Origin of the sequence: Daejeonella sp. (assembly GCF_017495225.1) — a bacterium.
Lineage (GTDB): Bacteria > Bacteroidota > Bacteroidia > Sphingobacteriales > Sphingobacteriaceae > Daejeonella.
Genome location: NZ_JAFEIG010000031.1, coordinates 24,362 through 50,746, shown reverse-complemented (window position 1 = coordinate 50,746; position 26,385 = coordinate 24,362). Strand labels below are relative to the sequence as shown.

General features: G+C 36.8%; 13 protein-coding genes (1 of these 13 running past the window's edge). 7 read left to right on the top strand and 6 right to left on the bottom strand.

What is annotated here, in order from left to right; all coding sequences use genetic code 11:
• Positions 1–5: 5 nt before the first annotated feature.
• Positions 6–506: a DUF2911 domain-containing protein gene (locus tag QZ136_RS11520; protein ID WP_291403661.1), complete on the bottom strand. Its 501-nt coding sequence runs from the start codon at positions 504–506 to the stop codon at positions 6–8.
• A gap of 326 nt (positions 507–832) precedes the next feature.
• Here QZ136_RS11520 and katG point away from each other — a divergent pair, with 326 nt between their 5' ends.
• Complete coding sequence (gene katG / locus QZ136_RS11515) at positions 833–3,055, top strand: catalase/peroxidase HPI (RefSeq protein ID WP_291403660.1); 2,223 nt, start codon at positions 833–835, stop codon at positions 3,053–3,055.
• A gap of 342 nt (positions 3,056–3,397) precedes the next feature.
• On the top strand, positions 3,398–3,775 hold the full coding sequence (locus QZ136_RS11510) for a hypothetical protein (RefSeq protein WP_291403658.1): 378 nt from the start codon (positions 3,398–3,400) through the stop codon (positions 3,773–3,775).
• 232 nt (positions 3,776–4,007) lie between these two features.
• Here the strand turns inward: QZ136_RS11510 and QZ136_RS11505 are convergent, their stop codons facing one another.
• On the bottom strand, positions 4,008–5,600 hold the full coding sequence (locus QZ136_RS11505; RefSeq protein ID WP_291403656.1) for an amidohydrolase family protein: 1,593 nt from the start codon (positions 5,598–5,600) through the stop codon (positions 4,008–4,010).
• Positions 5,601–5,640: 40 nt separating this feature from the next.
• Positions 5,641–7,158 (bottom strand): sialate O-acetylesterase, encoded by a 1,518-nt coding sequence (locus QZ136_RS11500; protein WP_291403654.1) that lies wholly within the window; start codon positions 7,156–7,158, stop codon positions 5,641–5,643.
• A gap of 291 nt (positions 7,159–7,449) precedes the next feature.
• Here QZ136_RS11500 and arsB point away from each other — a divergent pair, with 291 nt between their 5' ends.
• A complete protein-coding gene (gene arsB, locus QZ136_RS11495) occupies positions 7,450–8,517 on the top strand; it encodes an ACR3 family arsenite efflux transporter (protein ID WP_291403652.1) in 1,068 nt (355 codons plus the stop codon).
• A 1-nt stretch (position 8,518) separates the two neighbouring features.
• Entirely contained in the window at positions 8,519–9,292 is a 774-nt protein-coding gene (locus QZ136_RS11490) for a metallophosphoesterase family protein (RefSeq protein ID WP_291403649.1), read from the top strand.
• Between the two features lie 662 nt (positions 9,293–9,954).
• On the opposite strand, the gene QZ136_RS11485 is transcribed toward QZ136_RS11490, so the two are convergent.
• The 3 genes from QZ136_RS11485 to QZ136_RS11475 all read right to left on the bottom strand — a co-directional run bounded on the left by QZ136_RS11485 (position 9,955) and on the right by QZ136_RS11475 (position 14,332).
• Positions 9,955–11,298 carry a M24 family metallopeptidase gene (locus tag QZ136_RS11485; RefSeq protein WP_291403647.1) on the bottom strand — a complete coding sequence of 448 codons (1,344 nt, stop codon included), beginning with the start codon at positions 11,296–11,298 and terminating at the stop codon, positions 9,955–9,957.
• A gap of 82 nt (positions 11,299–11,380) precedes the next feature.
• Entirely contained in the window at positions 11,381–13,774 is a 2,394-nt protein-coding gene (locus tag QZ136_RS11480; RefSeq protein WP_291403645.1) for a hypothetical protein, read from the bottom strand.
• A gap of 150 nt (positions 13,775–13,924) precedes the next feature.
• Entirely contained in the window at positions 13,925–14,332 is a 408-nt protein-coding gene (locus QZ136_RS11475) for a DUF2452 domain-containing protein (RefSeq protein ID WP_291403643.1), read from the bottom strand.
• A gap of 229 nt (positions 14,333–14,561) precedes the next feature.
• Between QZ136_RS11475 and QZ136_RS11470 the strand changes: the two genes are divergently transcribed.
• The 3 genes from QZ136_RS11470 to QZ136_RS11460 all read left to right on the top strand — a co-directional run.
• Complete coding sequence (locus tag QZ136_RS11470) at positions 14,562–15,551, top strand: sterol desaturase family protein (RefSeq protein WP_291403641.1); 990 nt, start codon at positions 14,562–14,564, stop codon at positions 15,549–15,551.
• 361 nt (positions 15,552–15,912) lie between these two features.
• The gene (locus QZ136_RS11465) at positions 15,913–18,351 is read left to right on the top strand and encodes a gliding motility-associated C-terminal domain-containing protein (protein ID WP_291403639.1); all 2,439 of its coding nucleotides are present in this window, start codon (positions 15,913–15,915) and stop codon (positions 18,349–18,351) included.
• A 434-nt stretch (positions 18,352–18,785) separates the two neighbouring features.
• On the top strand, positions 18,786–26,385 hold part of the coding region annotated (locus QZ136_RS11460; RefSeq protein ID WP_291403637.1) for an Ig-like domain-containing protein (this coding region is incomplete at its 3' end). The annotated region continues 24,361 nt past the right edge of the window; 7,600 of 31,961 annotated nt are visible.

Genomic DNA, 26,385 nt, shown 5'->3' with positions numbered 1-26,385 from the left:
AAAATTTATTTTACGTTAAAATTAACTTGGTGATCTCCCCAAGCTAGAGAAACAAGTCCTGTTTTTGCAATGGTAAAAGTAAGACGTTCTGTAAAGCTCGCTGATTTACCAGGTTTTACTTTCACACGAAGAACATCATCAGCTTCGCTATAAGCAGTACCGCTTACATTTGATTTGCTGTTAAAGATGATAGTCCACTCTTTTTCGCCTGGGATAGTCCAGATGCCATATTTGCCCGCTTTTAAAGCTTTACCTTCAACTTTAACATCTTTAGAAACTTCCATCCAAGTAGCTTCATTTGCGCCGGTGCGCCAAACTTTTCCATAAGGAGCGATATCTTTTCCGATAGTTCTACCTTTAACAGCCGGCTGACTGTAATCGATAGTGATTTTTACTCCTGCAGAAGTAGTTTCAGAAACTTTAGCCTGTGGGCTTGGTCTTTGAGCGCATGCTGTGAAAGCGCTAAATAGACCTGTGGTCAATAATAAAAAGATTGCTTTTTTCATGTTTATTTTATTGGTTTTTAACAAATATAGGAAAGGTGCTTAAGAAAATTTAATATCAATAAGATTATTACGATAAAATTAGATAAATATTAACTGGGTCGAAAATTGGGTTTTACATCTATTAATTGATTTATTACAGTTATGTGTTTAGAACAATTTACCCTGTTTTTAGTTTTTTATTTTTTGAGGAATGCGATGATACTTTATTCGTAAATCTTATAAAAATGCTAAACATTATAGATTTCATCTATATGTGCATAGATTTTATTGAACTGTAATGATCAGATAAAATTATAGATTTGTAACAGAAGAAAATTATTAAAAATATGGAACATACACACAACAGCTCATCTTCAGATGCAGGAAAATGCCCATTTATGGCAGCATCACAGAGACACACAGCAGCCGGATCTTTATCAAATGCAGATTGGTGGCCAAATCAATTAAACCTTAAAATTCTTCATCAGAATTCTTCAATGATTAATCCTTACGGTAAGGATTTTAATTATGCTGAGGAGTTTAAGAGTATTGATTTTGAAGCGTTAAAGAAAGATTTAACGTTATTAATGACTGATTCTCAGGATTGGTGGCCAGCGGATTACGGACATTATGGACCGTTTTTCATTCGTATGGCATGGCACAGTGCTGGGACTTATCGTGTTGGTGATGGTCGTGGTGGTGCATGTGCTGGTACTCAGCGTTTTGCGCCATTAAACAGTTGGCCAGATAATGGTAACTTAGATAAGGCTCGTCGTTTGTTATGGCCAATTAAGCAAAAATACGGACGTAAAATTTCTTGGGCAGATTTAATGATCCTTGCGGGTAACGTTGCTTTAGAATCAATGGGTTTTGAAACTTTTGGTTTTGCGGGCGGTCGTGAGGATGTTTATGAGCCTGAATTAGATATATATTGGGGACCAGAGACTACTTGGTTAGGTGATGAGCGTTATAAGGGAGATCGTGAATTAGACAATCCTCTAGGTGCGGTTCAAATGGGATTGATTTATGTTAATCCGGAAGGTCCTAATGGTAATCCAGATCCATTGGCATCTGCAAAAGATATTCGTGAGACATTTGCTCGTATGGCGATGAATGATGAAGAAACTGTTGCTCTTGTTGCTGGTGGTCATACTTTTGGTAAAACTCACGGTGCTGGAGATGCGGCGCTTGTAGGTGTTGAACCTGAAGGTGCACCAATTGAAAATCAAGGTTTCGGTTGGATCAATAAGTTTGGTACAGGTAAGGGTGCAGATACTACTACTAGTGGTTTAGAAGGTGCTTGGACTCCAACTCCGATTGAGTGGGATAATTCATATTTCGATATGTTATTTGGCTTTGAGTGGGAATTAACTAAGAGTCCGGCAGGTGCACAACAATGGGCTCCAAAAGATGGCGCTGGTTCTGATTTAGTACCAGATGCGCATATCCCTAATAAAAAACATGCTCCATTCATGTCTACAGCCGATTTAGCTTTAAGATTTGATCCGGCATACGAGAAAATTTCAAGACGTTTCCATGAAAATCCTGCTGAATTTGCAGATGTTTTTGCGAAGGCTTGGTTTAAATTGACTCACCGTGATATGGGACCAGTTACTCGTTATTTAGGTAAAGAAGTGCCTAAAGAAACATTAATTTGGCAAGATCCAGTTCCTGCTGTTGATCATAAATTAATTGATGATCAAGATGTAGCAACTTTAAAGGCACAAATTCTTACTTCAGGATTAAGTATTTCACAATTAGTTTCTACTGCATGGGCTTCTGCAGCTACTTTCCGTGGTTCTGATAAGCGTGGTGGTGCAAATGGTGCACGTATTCGTTTAGCTCCTCAGAAGGATTGGGCAGTAAATCAGCCAGCAAAGCTTGCAATTGTACTATCTGCTTTAGAAAAAATTCAGGCAGAATTCAATGCACAGCAATCAAGTGGTAAGAAGGTTTCATTGGCCGACTTAATCGTTTTAGGTGGTACAGCAGCTGTTGAAGCAGCGGCAAAGAAGGCGGGTCATAATTTAACAGTAGCTTTCACTGCTGGACGTACAGATGCAACACAAGAGCAAACAGATGTAGAATCATTCTCATTCTTAGAGCCTAAAGTTGATGGTTTCCGTAACCATGTAAATCAGCCAGTTATTGATCGTTATGCTGAGGAAATGCTTTTAGATAGAGCACAATTGCTAACTTTAACTGCACCTGAAATGACAGTTTTAGTAGCAGGTTTACGTGTACTAAATGCAAATACTTATGGAAGTCAGCATGGTGTGTTCACTAAAAATCCTGAAACATTAACAAACGATTTCTTTGTTAATTTATTAGACATGAGCACCAAGTGGGAGATATCTTCAGAATCTAGAGATGTATTCACAGGACGTGATCGTTCTACTGGTGATATTAAGTGGACGGGTACTCGTTTTGATCTTATTTTCGGATCGAATTCTGAGTTACGTGCTTTAGCTGAGGTTTATGCATCTGCTGATTACAAAGAGCGTTTTGCTCAGGATTTTGCAGCGGCATGGACTAAAGTGATGAACTTAGATCGTTTCGAGTTAGCATAAGGTGGTATTTGTGGTCGGTGTTGTCACCGTACCCCAGGATAAACCGACAATAGAAAAAAGAGGTGGCCTTTTCAGGCTGCCTCTTTTTTTTGCGTCAGAGGGAAAGCTCTTTACTCTGTGTTTGTTGTTCTCCACTAAACATCTTATTTGTTAATAGAACATAGCGAGCCACGGGATAAAGACAAAGAAAAGCCTGTTTTTTATTTCCAACAGAGTTTAATGATTCTCTCAGATTAATAAATTTGAGTCCTGATAAAATAAAATTAATTTTATGTCGTTTAGTGAATATAAAATAGGTGTTGAAACATGAAATTTAAATTTTAAATTAATAAAAATCGTAAAATGAAACAAATCTTATTAACCTTAACTTTATTAACTTCTTCTTTTTTCTTAAAAGCTCAAACAATCAATGACGTTCCAGTAAAGGACATTGATGTAAATTATGTTCAAATTGTTGGAGAAGCAAAACCTCTTGCTGCTAAGCCAAGGGTGCAAATTGATTTCGGACAAAGAACTAAAATGTTTTCTTCAGGGAAAGATAATACAGTTAGAGATGAAGCTGGAAAAATTGTTAAGTTCAATTCAATGATGGATGCATTAAACTTCTTTTCAAGTTATGGTTTTGAACTAGTAAGTTCATACGTAACTCCAGAGTCGAATGCAGATTTTAATAATACCACCCATTATTATATATTGAAAAATACCAACAAGAAAAAGTAACATATCAATTTCGATGATTTATTGAAATTATTTGCCTTAGTTGGTGTTCTTTCCTAATAATTGTCTTGGCCGGTGTTTTCCAAGCAATTAACATTCTTAAATATAAACCTATTTTTAACCTCTCGATTTGATCGAGAGGTTTTTTTGTTATTTTATATGGATGTTACGTGTCTCACATCTCTTGTCTCACATCTCTTATCTCACATCTCACATCTCAATTCTCATATCTCATTTACCAATCCAATCCTGGTTGTTTCAAGCTTTTTATGTTTTCTTTTACTTTCGCTTCTTGAACAATTTTTCGTGTGTCTTCTAGTAATTGTTTTGCATCGTACACGATTCCATCTTTTACGGTGTATTTTACGCCACCAACACGTATAGGTTCATTATTTTCATCGATGCGGATTGCACCTGTGCCGTAAAGAACTTTTAGGTTTTGAAGTGGATTTTCCTTTAGAATTACGAAATCAGCTAATTTACCAACTTCAACGGTGCCAATTTCCTTTTCCATACCTAAAGCTTGAGAAGCATACATAGTAGCGGAACGGATTACTTCTAATGGGTGGAATCCTGCTTCACGGAGTAATTCTAATTCTCGGATATAACCAAAGCCATAAAGTTGATAGATAAATCCTGAATCTGATCCTGCTGTTACTCTTCCGCCACGATTTTTATATTCGTTTACGAAGGTCATCCAAAGCCTATAATTCTCTTTCCACTGAATTTCTTCTTCGGTTGTCCAGTCGAACCAATAAGATCCATGCGACTCTCTGTTGGGCTTGTAAAAGCGCCACAACGAAGGTAAAGTATACTCGTCATGCCATTCAGCTCTTCGGGCTTTCATTAAATCACGATTAGCTTCATAAATATTGAAGGTAGGATCGAGGGTAAAATCTAAGTCAAGGAGTTCTTGCATTACCTTATTCCAATGTTCTGAATAGGGTGGAGCAGCTTGTTTCCATAATTTACCAGCTTCCGCAAATCGATGTTGCTCCTTTTGATAATTATAGTTGAGTGGATAATCTTGAATGGTACGATCTAGCAAGAGCGCTTCTGGTAATCCGTACCAGTGTTCCATGGAGGTAAGTCCGGCACGTGCAGATTGAAGTACATTCCAGCGTGCCACATCCATTTGAGCGTGGTGCATTCCAGAACGTAAGCCGATACGCTTATTTTCCTCTAAAGCAGCCTTCATTACTTCAGGTTTTGCTCCAAAAAATTTAATTCCATCGGCACCTTTAGCAGCATTTTCATTTACCCATGCCTTAGCTTCGGCTGCGTTAGTAATTGGCTTTGCTGCTCCTTGTCCGAAGCCTGTATAAGCCAATATTCGAGGTGCAGTAATTAGGTTGGCTGCCGATTTCTTTTTCTGATCAAGCACCCAGTTCAATCCGTTACCAGTAGATGGATCACGTACGGTAGTAATTCCATGGGCCATCCATAGCTTAAATACATATTCGGCGGGAGTACCTTGACCTGTGCCGCCAATATGCCCATGCATATCAATTAATCCTGGTAATAAATAATGGCCTTCTAAATCTAAAACTTTATCGTCAGGTGCTGCTTTTGGCCGCCTATCTTCTTTAATCGCTAAACCAGGATATCCTACCACTTTTATTTCAGTGATTTTATTTTTTTCTACGACAATATCTACGGGACCGATGGCAGGGGCGCCAGTACCATCAATTAGGTTTACTCCTCTGATTATGAGTTTATTGAATGGTCCTTCGCCTTCTGCCCGCTCTGGAGCCGACTTAATTTGAGCGATACCAAAGAATGGAAAGAAAATAATGACGAATAGCAATTTTGAAATTGAATTTTTCATTGAGAAATATAAGAATTTTTTTGAATGTCGTTTTTAAGGCTTATTGTATTTTTAATTTAAATGTAGAGGCTGGCAATTTCTCCGAATTAATCAAATTAGCATCTGTGAAGGGTTTCCAAGCATAAAATACATGTTTTGGTTTTTCTGAAAGGGGAATAATAACCCTGTTTTTAAGGATTTTTGCATCAATTTCATTTTTACCATCGATTGAGAATCCGCGGGGCGATTGGTCATCTGAAGTGGATAAGAAAGCTCCTGGATTTTCAAATGTGATGATTAAGCTACCATTTTTGTATTTTGCATTTAGTGGCATCGGACCAGCATGAATGATTTTTTTACCATAAGTTTTTGCTAATGCCCATTGAGCGAGTCGTGCGCCAACATCTTTTTTATTTGTGGGATGCACATCATTTTTTGCACCAATATCGCTACTTACTGCCATGCCGCTATTAGGAATCATTTGCAATGTTTTTCTTTGTTCATCCCTGAATTGAGGCCATAAATGACCTTTATATTGAAGGGTGTCAATGGACGATAATTGCACAAAATAATAGGGCATTTTAGGATTTTTCCATAGTTCACGATAGTTTTTGACCATCAGAGCTGATAGGGTGGCATATTCATTCACTCGTTCTATTTCTTGAGCATTGCTTTCCCCTTGGTAATTAAGAATTCCTTTGATTGGCATGTTAATAATAGGCTCTATACCAGATTGGAAGGCAAAACCTGTTTTGAAAGGGTGATTGGGACCAATTTCATCGCTAGGTATGTTTTTCTTTCCTGTAGTATTTTGTCGCCCACGCTCTTTAGTCCATTCTGGTAGCGACTTATTTTCAAGCCAATTTCCTTTAGTTTTATCAGCGAACTGTGGATCATTTTTTAATGCATTTAGGCTGATAAATGTCTCAAGGGGTGCACCTCCAATCGAAATATTAATTAACCCGATAGGTATTCCAGTTTCCTGATTAATTCTTTTCCCAAAATAATATCCTACCGCGCTCATAGCTTTAAAGGTGTTGGAGTCGCTAATTTGCCACTCTCCTTGATAAAAATCATGTGGGTTAAGCTTCTTTATGATAGAATCAGAAAAGGGAATATTGTAGGTATTTTTGCCCGCATAGCTTGGGTTATAGAAGCGCAAGTTTGCCTGATTGCTTTCCTTTATTTCGGATTTATAGTGCATCTCACGCATCATTGGCCATTCCATATTCGATTGTCCGATACATAACCACACATCACCGATAAGGATGTTTTGAAGTTCTATTTTTTGACCAGTTGATTGAACTTTAAGAGACTGGCCCTTTGTATTAAATTTCTGACTTTTAAATGAAACCAACCACGAAGAGTCTTGATTCACCTTAAAACTTTGTTTTTCATTTGCAAAATCCACTAAAATAGTTTCTCCAGGAGTGCCTTTTCCCCAAATACGAATGGGTTCATTTTGTTGCAGAACCATATTATTTGAAAAAATCTTAGCTAGTTTGACTTGTGCGAATCCTAGAAAAGGGATGAGCAGTAAAATAAGTAGGAGAGTCGTTTTAGTTTGTTTGAGATTCATTTTTAGGATTTGAATGAGGGAAATTATGAAAAATTATTGGCTTTATTAAACGAATTGTTATTAATGAGGGTTAATGACGAGACTGGTAGGGTGACAACTCCAAGCAGAGGACCACAGTGTTAAAATCAGCGGAATTCAGCGGAATCTGCGGGAAATAAAAAATAAACTCCCGCAGATTTCACGGATTGACGCAGAGAGTATCTCCACAATTGATAGCTTTTTTAATGATTTCAATAAATTAATCTAAAATTAACATATAAATCGTAATATTGCGATATAGAAGTAAAAATTATGTCAGTTAACAGTTGTGCACCAGTAGTAGAAAGGAAGAAGCTTAGTTTTTTAGATCGTTTTTTGACACTTTGGATTTTTATGGCCATGGCCTTAGGAATTGGAATTGGTCATTTTATGCCTGATTCATCTACTTGGATTAACTCACTTTCACAAGGTACCACAAATATTCCTTTAGCAATTGGATTGATTTTGATGATGTATCCGCCTTTCACCAAAGTGCGTTACAATCGCTTGGGAGAGGTGTTTAAGAATACAAAGGTGCTATCAGTCTCCTTGTTTTTGAATTGGATTATCGGTCCCATTTTGATGTTTTTCTTAGCCATTATTTTCTTACATGATTATCCAGAATATATGGTGGGTTTAATTTTAATTGGTTTAGCTCGTTGTATTGCCATGGTGATTGTTTGGAATGAGCTTGCCGAGGGAAATCGTGAGTATGCAGCTGGTTTGGTGGCATTAAACAGTATTTTTCAGGTATTACTCCACAGTGTTTATGCTTATTTTTTCATCACTGTGCTTCCTCCATTGTTTGGTTTTTCGGGTACGATTGTTCCGATTACTATGCTTGAAATTGCCATTAGCGTAGGAATTTATTTGGGAATTCCTTTTTTGGCGGGATTTCTTACCCGTTTTATTTTAATTCGCTTAAAAGGGGAGGACTGGTTTACAGAAAAATTTATTCCGAAAGTATCACCAATAACTTTATTAGCTCTTCTTTTTACCATTGTTTTGATGTTTAGCTTAAAAGGGCAGCTAATTGTTGAAATTCCTTTCGATGTGGTTCGAATAGCAATTCCTTTGGTTATTTACTTTGCCTTGATGTTTTTCATTAGTTTTCTGATTGGGAAAAAGATGGGAGCTGATTATAGCACAAACACTTCCATCGCATTTACAGCATCTGGTAATAATTTTGAGTTGGCTATTGCTGTTGCCATTGGAGTTTATGGCATTAATAGCGGACAAGCTTTTGCAGGTGTTATTGGTCCCTTGGTTGAGGTTCCGGCCCTCATCATTCTGGTAAACGTTGCATTTTGGTTAAGAGATAAATTTTATAAGAAATCATAATATGAAAATTGCCTTATTTTCGGATATACATGCCAATTTACCGGCATTGGAGGCCTGTTTAGCGAGTATTGACCAGCAAGATGTAGATGCTATTTACTGCCTAGGCGACCTTGTAGGCTATAATGTTTGGCCTAATGAAGTAATTAATGAGATTAGGAGAAGGGGGATTCCGACAATTGCTGGAAATTACGATGAGGGAATAGGTTTGATGAGTGATCAATGTGGATGCGCCTATAAGACTGATAATGAAAAGGATATGGGAAAAATTTCTATTTCTTATACCAATCATTTAGTACAGCCTAAAGAGCGTAATTATTTGCGTACGCTGCCATCTCATATTCGAGTGGAGTTTAAGTTGAATCAAGAACAAATGAATTTGCTTTTGGTGCACGGGAGTCCGAGGAAGATTAACGAATATCTTTTTGAAGATCGTGAGGAGAAAAGTTTAATGCGCATTTTAGAAGATGCGGATGCGGATATTTTATGTTTTGGGCATACTCATAAGCCTTACCATCGAGTTTTACCTTCAGGTGATTTGGAAGGACAACCGTATCGACATGCCATTAATATTGGATCAGTTGGTAAGCCAAAAGATGCAGATAAGAGAGGTTGTTATGTGATATTAAATATAAATTCTGAATCTAGTAAATTCAATAAAGAGGCTATTTCAGTCGAGTTTCTGCGTTTTGAATACGATGTTGAAAAGGCTGCAAAGGGTATTGAGGATAGTCCGCTACCCAATGAATTTGCAGAGATGTTGAGGAGGGGGTTTTAGGAGTTTAGGGAATAAGGAATAAGGAGCAAAGAGTAAGGACAAAAATTGTCTGAACTGTGATTTATTTGATTGGGATGATTAGGATCAAGGAATAAAGAGCAAGGAGCAATGACAAAATTTGTCTGAACTATGATTTATTTCATTGGGATGAGTAATGTGATTTTTGAAAATATATTTCCTAATTATTTTATTTATAGATACTTAGTACTAAATGCTTTATACTTTTTATTTGTTTTCCGCAGATTTTCGCAGATATCGCAGATTTTTTTCTGCGTTAATCCGTGTAATCTGCGGGAGGGTTTATATCTCTGTTATTAGTTGGCAGTTATCAGTTATCAGTTATCAGGCTGGGTGGAGATGGTTTTGGGCTTTAATAGTACTAGTGTCTCATATCTCATATCTCATATCTCACATCTCAGTTGTCAGTTATCAGTTATCAGTTATCAGGCTGGGTGGAGATGATATTGAGCTTGAATAGTACTAGTGTCTCATATCTCATATCTCAGTTATCAGTTGTCAGTTGTCAGTTATCAGTTGTCTTTGTCAGGCTGGGTGGAGATGATATTGAGCTTGAATAGTACTGGTATCTCACATCTCACATCTCACATCTCAAATCTCACATCTAAATACTTTGTACTAAATACTAAATACTAATCCTGCTGTCATTCCGGGCTTGACCAGGAACCTACCAAATGCAATCCCTTTTGCCTACCATCCAAATACCAAAAACCATTTCCATCAAAATAGCCATTTTGTTCAAGCATGAATCGTACAGCTTTGTTCCATTCTTTAATATCGACTGCTGCATTTAATTCGATGGAATAGGCTGTATTTGGATACAAAGGGTAATCGCCGCTGCCTATAACTCCATTTTGTTGGTCCCACATGCCAATTGTCGGACCAGCTGCATGTCCGTGAAAGCCAAGTGGATGCGTATAAATGGTCGCATTGATATTTTCTTTTTTAGCTTGTGCGAGAGCTGCGGCTAAAATCTGGTTTCCCGTAAGTTTTTCCTTGAAATTATTGGTTAAAATGTCTTGCAGACGGTTTGCTGTTGCTAAGCCTTTTTTTAGATATTCTGGAGCATCTTTTTCATTTGGTCCGAGAACATAGGCTTGCTCCTGCACATCTGTATTTAAACGTAGGTAACTTATTCCGAAATCAACATGCAGTAAATCGCCCGCTCTAATAATATTGTCTTGATCTTTTAAATTTTTTGAGAATGCTTTTAAATGATCGAATTCTACTTGATCATTTCTCTGAATATTTACCGATGGGTGAAACCAGGTTGTAAGCCCTAAATCTGTCACTTTTTGTCGGAACCACCATACTAAATCATCGCTTGTGGTGATTCCTGGAGTAATTACTTTGCTGCTAAATCCTTCTGCAATTATTTCATGCGTTATTTTATTCAATTGAGGATAAAACTGCATTTCGCGAGGAGTTCTAGTCTCGAGCCAAGCCACTCCTAAATCTGTGGCTGAAACTACTTTAGCTTTATTTGTATTGGAAAGTTTTTGGGTCAGTTCCAAATAATCGGTATGATCGATACCATCAGCTTGTCCGAAATATTTTGATGTATTCAAAGCAATTTTCTCTGGTTTATAGCGCTCAATTACATCATTTAAGGCATCCCATTGATCTGGAAATTTAGTCATATCCCATTGAGCTTCAATGGCATCTCCAACATTATATCTTGCAATAGCCAATTTTTTATAGACTTTACTTTGCGGATTATAATAAAAAACCAAAATAGTTCTTCTGCGGGCGCTTAACCAAGTGGCAGGGAGCATAGTTCTGATAATAGGATCTTCATTATATTCCCTCGAAACAATTACCCACATGTCGATTTTATTTTTCTCCATAAGGGAGGGCAATAGATTGTTGAGTCGGTCGGATAAAACCTCATCAATTACTCGTGCTTGCTCTTTTACAGGGAGAATTTGGCTATTTGCAGAAATCGTATTCAGGAAAATTACAAAGAATATAGCGATTATTTTTTTCATTTCCAAATGGTATATTTTTTTAAAATCAATGTCTTTAAGATTGGGATTATTCTAAGCTATTTTCAACTAGAATAAAATAAAATTACTTTTTTAATATTTGAATGTTTTCGCTTTTGTCAATTCCCTTAAACTGCACCTCAATTTTGGGACTATCCTCTTGAGGATACTCGGAATCAATGATTATGCTGTGGGGGCCTTTGGTCATATTTGGTGGGATAGATGCCAATTTGAATGAACCTTTAGGTTTCCCGTTTTTATCGTAAAATCGAATAGTTTCAGTCCCATCCGAAACCAAACTTTCACCTGCAGCGAGCTCAATTGGGAATAATAATTCTTTATAATTATCGATCTGCATTTTAATGTTTTTCACACTACCCTTATCCCCTGCAATTTGCATCCTGAATTGTAAAGGCTGCTCTTTCCAATTATACATCAAATTCCAAGTAGTATGAGTAGGTTCTCCAGGTTGGCGTTCAAATTTCTCTCTTTTAAAAACTTCCGACATGGCGTATTGATGCAAAATCCATTTCCCATCTTCTATTTTTTCTAGATGAAATTCATTCTTCGGATTTTTTAATTGTTCTTGTTGGGCTTTGTTGAAGGCATTGTTATTTCGGGCAAATTCCCATTCACGAATGGCATCTAATAATTGGTTTGTTTGCGAATTTTTTCGGAGCGCATTTGGCCTTGCAACCATGGCAAATCCGGCATTGTATCCAGCCGCACGCGCCAACATCCATTCCATTTCTGGAAGGGTCGTGTTTTCTGCAAGTAAGTACCATCCCAACATGTGGGGCATGTAATTCCTGTCGAATAGTCCCTGGTTATCTATCCTATATTGTTGCATGCTTTCCTTAAACCCACCATACCACGGTTCACCCCAATTATAATAAGATCCAATGTGCCAATAAAATGTTTTACTTAAACTGGTTCCAATAATAAAGTCATGTTTAACCTGATCATAAACATCTTTGGCAAATAGTTCAAGCGCGTAATCTCCTTGTCCTGATGCTAGGGCACCTTCATGCCCATCTAAATCTAAATGATCAACGCCTGTTTCATTCATAAGATCTGCAATATTCTTGGCAATTTCTCTTTGCATTTCTAAATTAGGAAAGAACACATTGTATGGATGGTCGAAGAGTTTGCCCACTTGTTCTCCAGCAAGATGTTCTGATTTTTCTGTCCCAAAAGCACCTCGTTGGCAATCTGATAAAATGTATGGAGCAGTTTTACTTACTGTTTTATAGCGAATTAATTCATTTCCTATTTTTACCGTATGTAGGTTATTCCCTGCTTCATCTTTAAAATATTCGGGTGATGCTACTTCGATAGTAAGTTGATTGGAATCGATCTTTTTGATCAAATTAGAAGTTCCAGTTACACTGAGTCGCTTATCAGGTACTGGACTTACATAAGGATCATTGGTATTAATAAAATTTGTAAGGGTATGCATTCCCAAATACAAACCTGCGGCATGTGCTTTATCAACACATTCTTTTAGTCCATTTTTGCCATTTGGGAATTGTTCGGGATTCAAGATAAAATTACCCCAACTCTTAAATGGTCCTTCATGATACAAGGACACTAATCCTGCCCTTTTTGTGTATCCAATCATCTCATCAATATCTTTTTCACCGTAGGATGAAATCATGTATGATTTACCGTAAAGCTTTGATTTTTTAAACCATACCCCATCAATGGTGGGATGTGGTAAGTTTTCGGCAAGTTCAATTTGCTCCAAGCGATCAAAGGTTTGGGTCTCTTGGCAGCTAAAAATCGCGATTTTACTCCCCACAACGCTTTCTCCTTTTAGAGCACCTAATGGCATATTTTTATAAAGTCCCACCCAAGCATCTACCGATCGGTTAAGATCTCTATTAATGGAATATGCTTGTAATTTACTTCCCCATTTTGCGGGAACAGCGGCAATGCCTCTTGCCCATGTGCTACCTTCTTTATTAGGATAATCACCTCCGAGTGTTTTTATATTTAAAACCTGAATTCCTAAGGATGTTTCACCATCGCGTACCACACCAATAATTTCACCAATGGTCCTGCTGATTGTTGTAGGTATTGGTCCCCAGATAACAGCCTCAACCTTGTTTGCAGGTGTAGCTTTAGCGATTTCTAGCGTTAAGTGAGTAGACTTTTCTACTGCAATTATATCAATAGATACACCTACTTCTTTAAAACTAAGTGTAATCTTTTTCAATGATTTATCATAAATCATTGAACTTGGTTTGTAGCGTATGTTCTTGCTAACCAGCGTAATTAGTGGTGAAATAGTATCTGTATAGAGAAAATTTTTACCCTTGGGGCTATTGGATAATTCGCTAATTGCCCCCGATTTGTTCAAGACCAGTTTAAGTTCACCAGAAATAAAGCTAACCTGAGCAAAAGCTGTATTTGAAAGGCAGATGGTAGCAAATAAAATTAAAGAAAACTTAAAGTTATTTAGTAAAGTGAAGTTCATAGTCTAAAATTTGTCCGATTTAGAAAAACAAATTAAGCTATTTTTTGCAAAGGAAAAAATTATTCAAGAGGGGGATTAGAACCAATTATAAAAATTGATTTAATTAAAAGACCTTTTAAATCGATAAAAATTTAATAAAATAGAAATTAATTAAATATCGGTTTTAGCCCATTTATGACTAGTATCTAATTTAAAGGAGCCTAAATATTCTTGTTTCCAACTATCTGGTGAAATCATGGATAGAAATAGGCTTTCATCGGCTTTGCGATACAAGTGATATACTTGACCCATGATAGGGGTGAAGTTGTATTTTGAAGAGTAAACTAGCTCGTTGAGTTGGACTTCCTGGACTAGTTTTTCGTATTCTTCTTTGAGTTCATCAAACTTGGTTTGGAAGTTTTTATTGGCTACGTCGGCGTTTGCTTGCTTCCATCCCGAAACATTTTCGAGTTTAATTGCTGGAGCACTAACATTACTGCCATAGCTTAAGCCTTTTTGATAATAGCCTTTTTCTTTTTCCCAGACTACTAGATCGGGCTTTTCTTCGTTTTCTTCCATTAATAGAGCTTGGTTGATGTGTTTTTTACAAAATTAAGAAATTGGATAGAGCTTTTTGTAAGTGGAATGTAATATCGATGGGGGTAGTATAGTTGTTTAATAATCCTCCCCCTACCCCCTCCAGAGGGGGATATGCACAGCGACTCCACCCCAACAAAAAATTTTGCAATATGCTCTTTAAATTATATTTTTAATTTACGCTATTTAAAAATTAATATTTAAAAGGTTTATGGAATTTTTAGAAATAATTATTGGACAAATACGAGGCTTTTTCGGGATTGATAGCCTGCTAAAACTTATTGAAAGTGGCGACTATTCTACTTTGATGACCTATCAAGGTATTACTTCAATCATAGCACCTATTTTGCCATTTATTTTAATTTTTGAGCTTACTAGGGGATTGCTTTACAAGAAATTTCATGTGGTTGAGTATAAAATATCCTTTTTTAGCTATTTGTTAAATTCGGTTTTGGGAAGATATATTTCTATCGGAATGACTATTTTCTGTATTGGTTTATTTGAAAAATATGCCATCATTTCGATTTCATTTACTTGGTATTGGTTTATTTATGGTTATATAATTTGGGAGTTCGCTCATTTTATTTATCATTTTTTAGCTCATAAAGTCAGATTGTTTTGGTGCCTTCATTCTACCCATCATGCCCCTGAAGGGATGAATTTGGCTGTTTCTTATTCTCATTTTTTCCTTGAGGGACCTTATGCAGATATAATCAGAACTTCTATTTGTATGCTTGCAGGTGTGCCTCCAACCATGTTATTTGTGATTATGTTCATTGATGGTACTTATGGGTCATTTATTCATATTGGGGAGTCGGTGATGAAAAATGCCAAATTGGGTGTTTTAGGTAGGTTTATTCTTACGCCATCACACCATCGTGTTCATCATGCCAAGAACTTGGAATATATGGATACCAATTATTGCAATTTATTGAATGTTTGGGATAAGCTATTTAAGACCTATCAACCTGAAAAGGATGAAGTTAAAATTGAATACGGAATTACTAGAGAAATGAAGCCTAATAGTTTTTTGGATGCCTATTTTGGAGAAATAACTGCTTTGGCGAAAGATGTATGGTATGCTCCAGGTATTAAAAATAAAATTCTATATCTTTTCATGCCTCCCGGCTGGAGCCATACTGGCGATCATAAAACTACGAGTGCTTTAAGAAAAGCGATGATGAAGGAAGCAAGTGTTTAAGCTGTGTTTATTGAGAATTAATAATAATTCACCTTATTAAAATGTGGTTATCGTTGTTGTCGGGGGACCCCTAGCGGGTCCCCTTTCTATTATATAAAAATTTTCATGGTTGGTGACCCGTAAGGGGGCACCCTACCTATACTATCATATTATATTTTCATGGTTGATTAGGTGGCCCGCAAGGGGGCACCCTACGGGGTGTATTAAATATTTTAAATTAATTAATTAAACCTTAATGTAATATTATTGAGTATAAATACTTATTTTTAACATATTTTTTCTAAATTCGAATATGAATTAATCGGCAATATTTTAAATAATTTAAAAATGTTGCTGTTAGTCTCATTTATTCTAAGGTTTTATGCTGAATTTGAAAAAATGTTTGCTATTTAAGCTGATTTTTATCGGTTTATTATGGAATTTCAATACTGTTTTAGCTCACCCGTTTAGTTTAGGGCTTAATCCAGAACCCGAAAGTTTTTTTGAATATCCCGAGCCTAATTCTTCATCTTTATTACTTGACGATCCTTTTGTTATAGATGATATTAATTGCGAGCTCAATTATTATAATATTACAATTGGCCAATATGCAGAGTTTAATGTAATTGTTTCCTATTCTAGAGGTATTGCTGCCTCTTACCCTGAAGGTGAGCTATTAAGCTTAGGTAATGGCACTCTCACAGCAAGGCTTCAAGCGGGCACTATCAATCCCGAAGGTGGTAATTTAGTATATCGTGTGCAGGGTACTCCAGATAATGCAAATCCTGCAATTATACCTATCAATTTTGGCGGAAAGACCTGTGAGGTTCCAATTTATATTAGTGAGCCTAGTCAAAGTTCAATTGATTTTTGGGTTTTATCATACAATGATATAAATAAGGATTGCGTGAAGGATAGGGATGAAGAACCTGCAAACACAGACGGTCTATTCATTAAGGTTTTTGATCTAGATAATAATATGCTTTTTTCTGCACCTGCATTTATGGGGCAGTTTGAGGTTCTTGGCTTTAACGGACTTAGCGACTATATCTATTATTATATAATTGATAATAATGAAGATGGTACGGATTCCATTCCGACTTTAAATCCAGGTTGGAAATCGGGTACTGAGCCCTATCTAAAGCGTTATTTCTATTTCTATGGGGGCATGACCTATTTCAATACTAGTCCCGAAAGTAATTTATTAGACGCTTCATGGGATTTATTTTATCCATTTGCATACCGCATTTGTCTCTATCAAATTGTTGGTAAAATTGATGCTCTAAATTGTGAACAGGTAAAATATTTGTATCCAATTGTGAAGGGTGAATCCATATCTAATCTTTTAACCATTAAATATGAAGGCGGAAATGGAGGTTTTTATACTGAGCAGGTCCTCCAATCCATTGGTGTTTCTGGATTAACAGCTACCCTTAATTCTGGTTTTTTTAATGAGGGAAATGGATCAATCACTTTAACCATTTCAGGAACCGCTAATGTAGGTGGTAAAGGTTATTTTGATTTGAGTATTGGTGGACAGACTTGTCAGATAGAATTCATAGTAGAAGACCCTAAATTGAATATTACCAATGAGCTGAAACAAAGTACATTTAAATCTGTGGGTGATAAACTGGATTATACCATTAGCGTTTGCAATATTGGAAATGTTGATTTAATAGATGTTTTTATTAGCAATCCATTAACAGGATTGTCGGAAAAATTGAGCTTGTTAAAGGTTGGTGAGAAAAAGGAAATTAATACGAGTTATGCTGTAAATCAGACAGATATAGATGCGGGATTGCTTATCAATACCGCTAAAGCAAGTGTTAATTATAGATCTATTGAATTGGAAGTATTTGCGAATAAAACGGTGAACGCCACTCAGTTACCTGCTATTAATTTAATAAAAAAGTCTCCTCAAACATTTTATTCAAGTATTGGTGATGTTTTAGATTATGTTATTACAGTTTCAAATACAGGAAATGTTACTTTATTAGATGTGATTGTTAGGGATCCATTAACTGGTTTGAGTGAAATAATTAAAGTTTTGAGTCCGAAAGAAATTAAGACTTTCAATACTAAATATAATGTAAAGCAGTCTGATTTAGATGCCGGCAAGCTTAGCAACGTGGTGTATGCGGAATTTATTTGGAATGCTGTACCTACTCGCGGGGAAGCTAGTCTAGTTTTAATTGCGGATTCGGATGGAGATGGGGTTCCTGATCTCGTTGAGAAAGAAAAAGGTACAAACCCTAAAGATCCATGTTCTTTTAAATTAGCAAGTCAGACGCTAAAACCAAATAGTGCTTGGAATAATTCCGATTGTGATGGGGATGGTGTAAGTAATTTGATGGAGCTATCCGATTTAACAAACCCCTTGGAGCCATGTGATTTTAATTTGGCTAATCGCACACTTACTCCAAGCATAAGTTGGAACCTTGGTGATTGTGATAAGGATGGGCTCAAAAATGGCGAGGACGGGAGCGATGATTGCGATAAAGATGGTATTCCCAACTTTTTAGATGATGATACCTGTAAAATTGATATAATAATTCCGAATGTATTTACACCCAATGGCGACGGAATTAATGATATAATCAAACCAATTCTTTTAGGTATTAATAAGCTAATATGCTTTAAAATATATAATCAAATGGGGAATTTAGTTTTCGAGACTAAAGAAAAAGATCATGGCTGGAATGGAAGTTTTAGGTCCTCTGATCAAGGTACCGAATCCTATTTATGGTTTATTGAAGCTTTTGATCGAGATGGAAAAATAGTGAAACGTACAGGAATCATTACACTGATAAATAAATATTAGTTTGTTTAAGAATATGCTAGGAGTGAAAGGTATTTTTAATATTAACCTTGATATGGTCTTAATTTCAAGTTTTATCTAAATTAAAAACCCCTTTTTATGCTGTTTTAGTGATTAATATTGGGGTATTAGTTGACAAGAGCCTGATTTATAAACAGTTGGAGGGATTCTATGTTTTTTATTGTTTTTATACTTGCTAAAATTTGAGTTATTAACTTTTATGTCTGAGTATTCTACGCTAAATTAAGTATAAGTACTTAGAATAAAAAATTTAATGAGTTCACAAATATAAAATTGGACTCATTTGTGGCTCTCCAATTCCCTATTCTCACCCGTTTTTTTCACTTTTGCTCGCTTGATCTAATCTTTCCAATTTGTTAATTAATTAGAAATTTTATATCTTTTAAAGAATTTAAATTAAATCTTGTTTGCAAAGCATGATAATTACGAAAAAATATTTCTTTTTAATATTGTTTTTAATTGCATTATTGATCGGTTCGGACCAAATTATGGCCCAAGCTACATCAAATAATGCAAATTGTTATGCACCATATAGTCCAATTCCTGCATCTCCTTGGGGAATTGCTCTAAAGTTTGAGAGTAATACCGGAATCTGGAATGGTGGAACACCAACTGCGGCAGATTTGAATGGCGATGACATTTCAGATTTGCTTGTACCTGCATCTGATAATTCTGGTTATTTTGTTTATGCTGGTAATGGCTCAAATGCCACTACAGCGACAAAGAAATATGTAATTAATACCTCAAGCACTCGTTCTGTTCAACCTGCAATCGCAGATATTATCACGGCGACTGCTAGTCCGGAGGTGATCATGGTTAATTCCGCAGGTTTTGTCTATATTTTCAATAATGTTGGTGGTTCTGAAACCAATTTCTTATTTAAATCTACCACTGCTTCTCAATATACCTCAAATGTTACTCCTTATATAGTCGATATCGATGAGGATGGAACAGCAGAGATTGTTCTTGGTTCTGATATTTTCGGAATAGTGAATGGAGCGTTGGTGAAAAGAGTTGCAGGCACTCCTTTAAACTACGTTGGTGCAACTTCGGGTGATACTGGGACAGCAATTGATGTGGTTGTTGTAGATATTCTTGCATCAAATCCTGGTAAGGAATTAGTGTATGGTTCAAGAGTTTATGCAGTAAACTTGGCTTCCGGTACCATGAGCATCCTTAAAGATTTAAGCACTATTGCTGGATCTGGTGCTGCAGCAGGGGATAATGGTCCCACAGCTGTTGCCGATATGGATTTGGATGGCGACCTAGACATAGTGTACAACGGTTCAGCCAATGTTTATATTTGGGACCCAAATCAATCTTTAGTTTTATTTAGAAGAATTCCACCTGCTTTTAACTTTGGCGTGAGAGGATTGCCTCTGATTGCAAATGTTTATAACGAAAAAGCAAATAATGGCAGGGCAAAAGATTTGCCAGAGGCGATTATTGTAAATTCATTGAATTCAAGTGCTGGTATTGTAACAGCATATAATCTGAATTTCACTACCGCTTTAGGTAGCACGAATCAATTCGTTTGGTCTATCAATACCAATGACATGTCTGGTTCAACTGGAGTCACAGCATTTGACTTTGATGGAAATGGTATTCGTGAAATTGTTTATCGCGATCAAAGCACCTTGCGAATTATTAATGGAAATCTAGCTGTACCAGTTAATTACGTAAATATTCCAGCGGCTTCATCCACTTGGGGTGAGTACCCAATTATTGGCGACTTTAACAATGATGGTGAAGCGGATATTGCCGTTACTGCGGATGGTAAATTGCGTGTATTTAGTAGTGCACCCAATACCTTTATTTGGAAAGGTGCGCCCAATTATTGGAACCAACGAAATTATCGAATTGTAAATATTAATTCTGATTTAACAGTCCCAGCTACCGAAAACAATTCGGCAAGTTCTGCTGCTTTAAATAATAACGTAGCACAATTGCAATTTGCGGATGCTTTAGGGTCAAATGTGCCATATGGATTTACTTTAGGAGCTGATGCAAGTATTGTAATTAATTCTATTACAGGTACTTGTCCCAATTTAACAGTATCGGCAAGCATTTCAAATTCTGGTGCGGCGGCTTTACCTGCCGGAGTGTATGTTTCTTTGTATGATGCTGATCCTACTATTGGACAAGCCAATTTAATTGGTAGCGCTCAAACTACTGCGAGCATTGCGGTAGGCGCAAGTGCAAACATTTCAATTTCCGCAACAATTTATCGTGTAGGAACAAGTATTTATGCTGTAGTTAATGATTTAGGAACTACCGCTACACCATTTAATTTAAGTACTTGGTCGCCGAATACTACTGTTCCAGAGTGTTCATACGAAAATAATATAGCCTTCAAAACCTTTAGCTGTTTAGATTCTGATTTAGATGGGGCAGCAGATTTTCTAGATATAGATGATGATAATGATGGGGTTTTAGATGTTTCAGAGCAGACTTGTACCCGTACTTCGATGAGTAAAACTGGAGTTACGGTAACTTCTGCAGTGGCATGGATCTATCAAAATGCGCCTACTAATTTGGGTGCTTTAGTTGATGGTACGCTCAGTCAGCAATTATATCCAAGTGAGTCTGCCATCGCAAACAAAACTGTTTTACAATTTAATTTACCAACTGCTAAATTACTTAACCTCATAGAATTAGCGAATAATGTAAACCAGACGCCATTTATTGCAGGCGGAACATATAAAATTCAGGGTTCTAATGATGGTGGTACTAGCTGGATTGATATTGTGAGCTCACAAGTGGTGGCCAATACCGCTCCAGTATTAGCTACAACAAATTCGATAAAGTTTGATATGTCAAGCAATGTGATAGCATATAAAAGCTATCGAATTTTTGCTATCAGCATGACGGGTCAGGCTAATTGGGCCCAAGAGGTTTATTTTAGAGAGATAAGCTGCACTAATTTAGATACAGATACGGATGGTAAACCAAACCATTTGGATTTAGACTCCGACGGCGATGGTTGTGCCGATGCAATTGAAGCAGGAAGTTCAACAACAGAAACAGGTACGACAGTTTTTCCAACAGGAACGGACAGTAATGGTAATGGATTGTTGAATCAATACGAGGGAACAGTTGCGGGAACAATAAAATACAATTCAACTTATGCAGCTTTTGCTTTACAAAGTTCATTCAATTTATGTACTGATACTGATGGCGACGGCTTGCCAGATTTGATAGATCCCATTTCCAATGATTTAACAACTCCAGAATGCGTCGGACCTGCTATTGAAATAGCAGATATGAATATCAGGCAGGTTTATAGAAGTGCGTATGGAATAGAGACTGCTACTACACCAACGGTTGCTGATTTAGACAATGATGGTATTGCTGAAATATTGGTTAAAACAGGAACTGGTATCATTATCTACAAGGGTGATGGTTCTAATTTTTCGAAAACCACCAACAATATTACCATACCGATGTTGAAACAGGTTGGAAACTCAACCATGCAGCCAGCTGTTGCTGATATAAATCGAGATGGGAATCCTGAAATTGCGGTAATTGATGCGAATGGTTTTCTTTACTTATTCCCTAATACTGTACTTGTAAGTCCGGGTAGCACTAGCACGCCAAGTTCTTATATTGCCAAGTCAGATTTACCAGTTTTAAGACCCTCAGCGTCACCTAATTTTGTGGATTTTGATGAAGATGGTATTTCTGAGATTTATGTAGGAACAGATATTTTTAAATTTGATCCGCTCACTAATACGCTTACAAGAGTTATTTCAAACGGACTATCAATGCCATTTGGTGGAGGTTTAGCCTACGCGCATGCGGATGCTGTGGCAGCGGATATTATTCTTTCTAATCCTGGTAAGGAATTAGCTGCTGGAGGAACAGTTTATGCACCAAACTTTATCACCAATCAATTAACTGTTTTAAGAAGAGCGAATACCTATTTGTCGTCTATTGCAATTAATGATGATGGTAGAACAGGTATTGCCGATGTAGATTTGGATGGAGATATTGACGTGTTTTATGGCTCTAGTTCAACTGGTGACTTTATTATTTGGGATCCAAATGGCGGTTCAGTATTATTAAGACGCACAGGAGGAACATCAACTTCTGGTATGCCTATGGCGGCCAATTTGTATAATGATACAAAAGATGGTAAGCAGAAAGATTTTCCTGAAATATTGGTTGTAAACACGGGTAAGTTAATTGCTTATAATGTGAATTATAAGACCAATGCCACACCTGGAGTAATCTGGCAAATTACTGTTGATGATGGAATTGGATATGCTGAAACTTCGGTAACTTCTTTTGATTTTGAAGGTGATGGGGTAGAAGAAATATTATTTTTAGGAGAGCAACAGTTATCAATTATTAATGCTTCGAAACTTCCTGTTGTTGTAAAAGCATCATTTAATATTGCTACGGCTACTTGGGCCGAGCATCCGGTTGTTGCAGATGTGAATGGTGATGGTACTGCTGAAATTGTTGCTGTTGGAGGTGCAGTTGGCGAAGACATTCCATTTACTGGTTATCTTTATGTTTTGGCAAGTGGTAGTTATCCTTGGCAAAATACTTTGAACCGTTGGAACCAAAGAAATTATAGAACAGTAAATATTAATAATGATTTAACAGTTCCAGTAAAAGAACAAAATGTGGGATTGCCTTTTCCGCTAAACTCAGGTCTTTTTACTTTTAACAAATACCTCACACAAATTAGTGGTATTAGTTATATTAATGGGGTAGCTAATTATGATGCATTGGCATTGCCTCCAGGGATAGTTAAAGTACCAGATGCAAGTATCAATATTGATGAAATTGAAGCTAATTGTCCCTTTATTTCTTTAGAATTTACTATATCTAATGGCGGAGATGCTGATTTACCTTCTGGTACTCCGGTATCATTTTATTTAGGAAATCCGACACAGCCTAAGGCTTCCTTTTTAGCAACAATACGAACGAATAAAACAGTAAATGTTGGTTCTTCTGAGGTGTTTAACGCTAATTTATACCTCAATAATTTAGGCAGTACGCAGATTTTCGCAATAGTAAATGATATTGGGAATTCTTTTGCTGACTTAAGTAAAAGTGGCATCATAGAATGTTCTTATACCAATAATTCCAGTTCAATTTCATTTTCTTGTACAAATTTTGACGGAGATACGGTTGCCGATTTTCTAGATATTGATGATGATAATGATGGGGTTTTAGATGCAGTGGAATCTCCAGCTTGCTTTTATACGGCCACAGAGTGGAACCAAATCAATAAATCTTCTTTCGTAGATGTTACATCCGAATTATTGATGTTGACATCCAATTTAAATCAATTAAATGATGGATTAAGTGAGGCTGCTGTGCAATTTTCAACAACGCCAGCACAAAACCAATCCAACAAAGAGCTTTTTAAATTTAATTTTGGCTTAGCAGTACAATTAGACGCCATTTACATTCAAAAAACTACTGCAACACAGATTTTTGGTGGAAATGTGATGCTGCAAGGTTCCAATAACAATACCCAATGGGTAAACTTGCAAACTGCAGCTGGAAATCCGGCAAATGCCACAAACATTACAGCAAATGGTTCAATTTCATTAGTAAATTCTAATAAATTTGAGATAAACAATAATTCTGCTGCGTACAAGTATTATCGAATATTTGGTGCTGCATCTGCAAATGTTTTATCAGGGGTGGCTTCCGAAATTTTCTATGACATAGATTTACCAAGTTACCAGGCAAGTTTATTCCCTAAGGTAATTTGTACAAATGATCTAGACAATGATGGAAAACTAAACCATTTAGACTTAGATTCTGATGGCGATGGCTGTGCCGATGCCATTGAGGCAGGAAGCTCAACCACTGCAACAAGTACGACAGTTTTCCCAACTACATCAGGAACAACAGATTCCAATGGGAATGGACTATTGAATGTGTACGAAGGAAACACTGCAGGAACGGTGAATTATTCGTCAACATATACCGCTTATGCTTTGACTAATTCTGTTAATGCTTGTCTGGATACAGATGGGGATGGAGTAGGTGATGTTTTTGACTTAGACAATGACAATGATGGTGTTTTAGACACAGATGAAGATTTCTGGTGTAAACCAACATTAGGGCAAATGGTTACACCTATTGGTGTGACTTATAATGACCCAGTAGCTAACTTCGGAACATTTTTCCCAGTAGTAACAGGTGGTGGAAAAAATGAAACCACTTGTATGACTCCTGGTCAAGAAGTATTCATTAATTACAATTTTGCTGAAACTTTAGTTAATCCTATTGTTGCATTCTACGGTATAGATTTTGCACGCGAAGAATGGTTTGACCAAGATGGTAATCCTATTAAATTCAGAATTTTAGATGTAAGTGCCCCAACCGTTGTGGATGGCAATGTATTAACATTGTCCACTCCGCCAATTTCTTCTACCAACCAACCAAGCAATTCTGCATTCGGTCGTATTCAAGTTATTGGTTCGGTTACAGGATTTAGAATAAAGCACATTTGGTTACTCAGCAGCAATAATTGCGACAACCATGGTTTTGCATTCATGAAACCTTTGAATTGTCTGGAAGGGCCAAACCAAGATTTCGATTATGATCGAATTCCTAATTACTTGGATTTAGATTCTGACGGCGACGGTTGCTCAGATGCTATTGAGTCAGGAAGTTCTAAAACGGCTATTAGTACCACGGTTTATCCCACAGGTACAGACGCAAATACAAATGGTTTCTTAGATGTTTATGAAGGTACTATTGCTGGGACAATTAAATATCCTTCAACTTATTTTAATTATGCTTTGAATACTACATTCAATGCATGTACGGATACAGACACGGATGGCATAGCCAATTTATTTGACATTGACGATGATAATGATGGGGTTTTGGATGCAGAAGAATCGCCAAGCTGCTTTGTTAGTGCATTAGATTGGAATACAGCTAATAAATCTGGCTATGTAAAAATCACTTCTGAACTATCCACTATTGTTCCGACTAATTTCTTTACGGATTTAACGGATAATATTGGAGGTGCTACAGCGGCAATTCGCTTTGTTACGACGCCAACCCAATCTCAATTAAACAAAGAATTATTTAAATTTGAATTTGTTGCTCCCGTTCATTTAGACGCTATTTACCTCCAAAAAACAAGTACAACCCAAATTTCAGGAGGAAATGTTTGGTTGCAAGGTTCTAATGACAACACGCTTTGGACCAATTTATTTACTGCAGCGGCCAATCCGGCTAACGCAACAAATGTGACCGCAAATGGCGCAGTGTCATTGACCAATTCCAATAAATTTACGGTTGCTGTGAATGGTGGGGCATACCGTTATTATAGAATTTATGGTGCAGTGGCTGCTAATGTTGATTTAGGGACAGCATCCGAATTTTATTTTGATGTAAATACTAGCAATTACCAAGCTTCTCTCTTACCAAAACCAATTTGCACAACAGATTTTGACAATGATGGAAAACTAAATCATTTGGACCTTGATTCTGATACTGACGGTTGTGCCGATGCCATCGAATCAGGAAGTTCAACTTCAGCAACAAGTACAACGGTTTTCCCAACAGGAACAGATACGAATGCGAATGGCCTTTTGAATGTATATGAAGGAACAACACCTGGTACAATTAATTATTCCTCAAGCTACGTTCCTTTTGCTCTTAGCGGAAATCTTGCTGCCTGTCGCGATTCGGACAACGATGGGATAAATGATTTGGATGATATCGACGATGATAATGACGGAATCTTAGACGCTGTCGAATCGCCAGGTTGTTTCTTCCAACCGAACGAATGGAACAGTACAGATAAATCGTTGTTTGCAAAAGTTACTTCGGAATTGAACCTGTTAGCGCCAAATAATAATTTAGGTGCCTTAGTGGATGGTTTGGGATCAACATCAGCTGCTGTTCAATTTGTATCAACACCTGCACAATCGCAATTGAACAAAGAATTATTAAAAATAGAATTGTCGAAGCCAATGCAATTGGATGCGATTTATATTCAAAAAACATCTGCTACACAACTTTTCACTG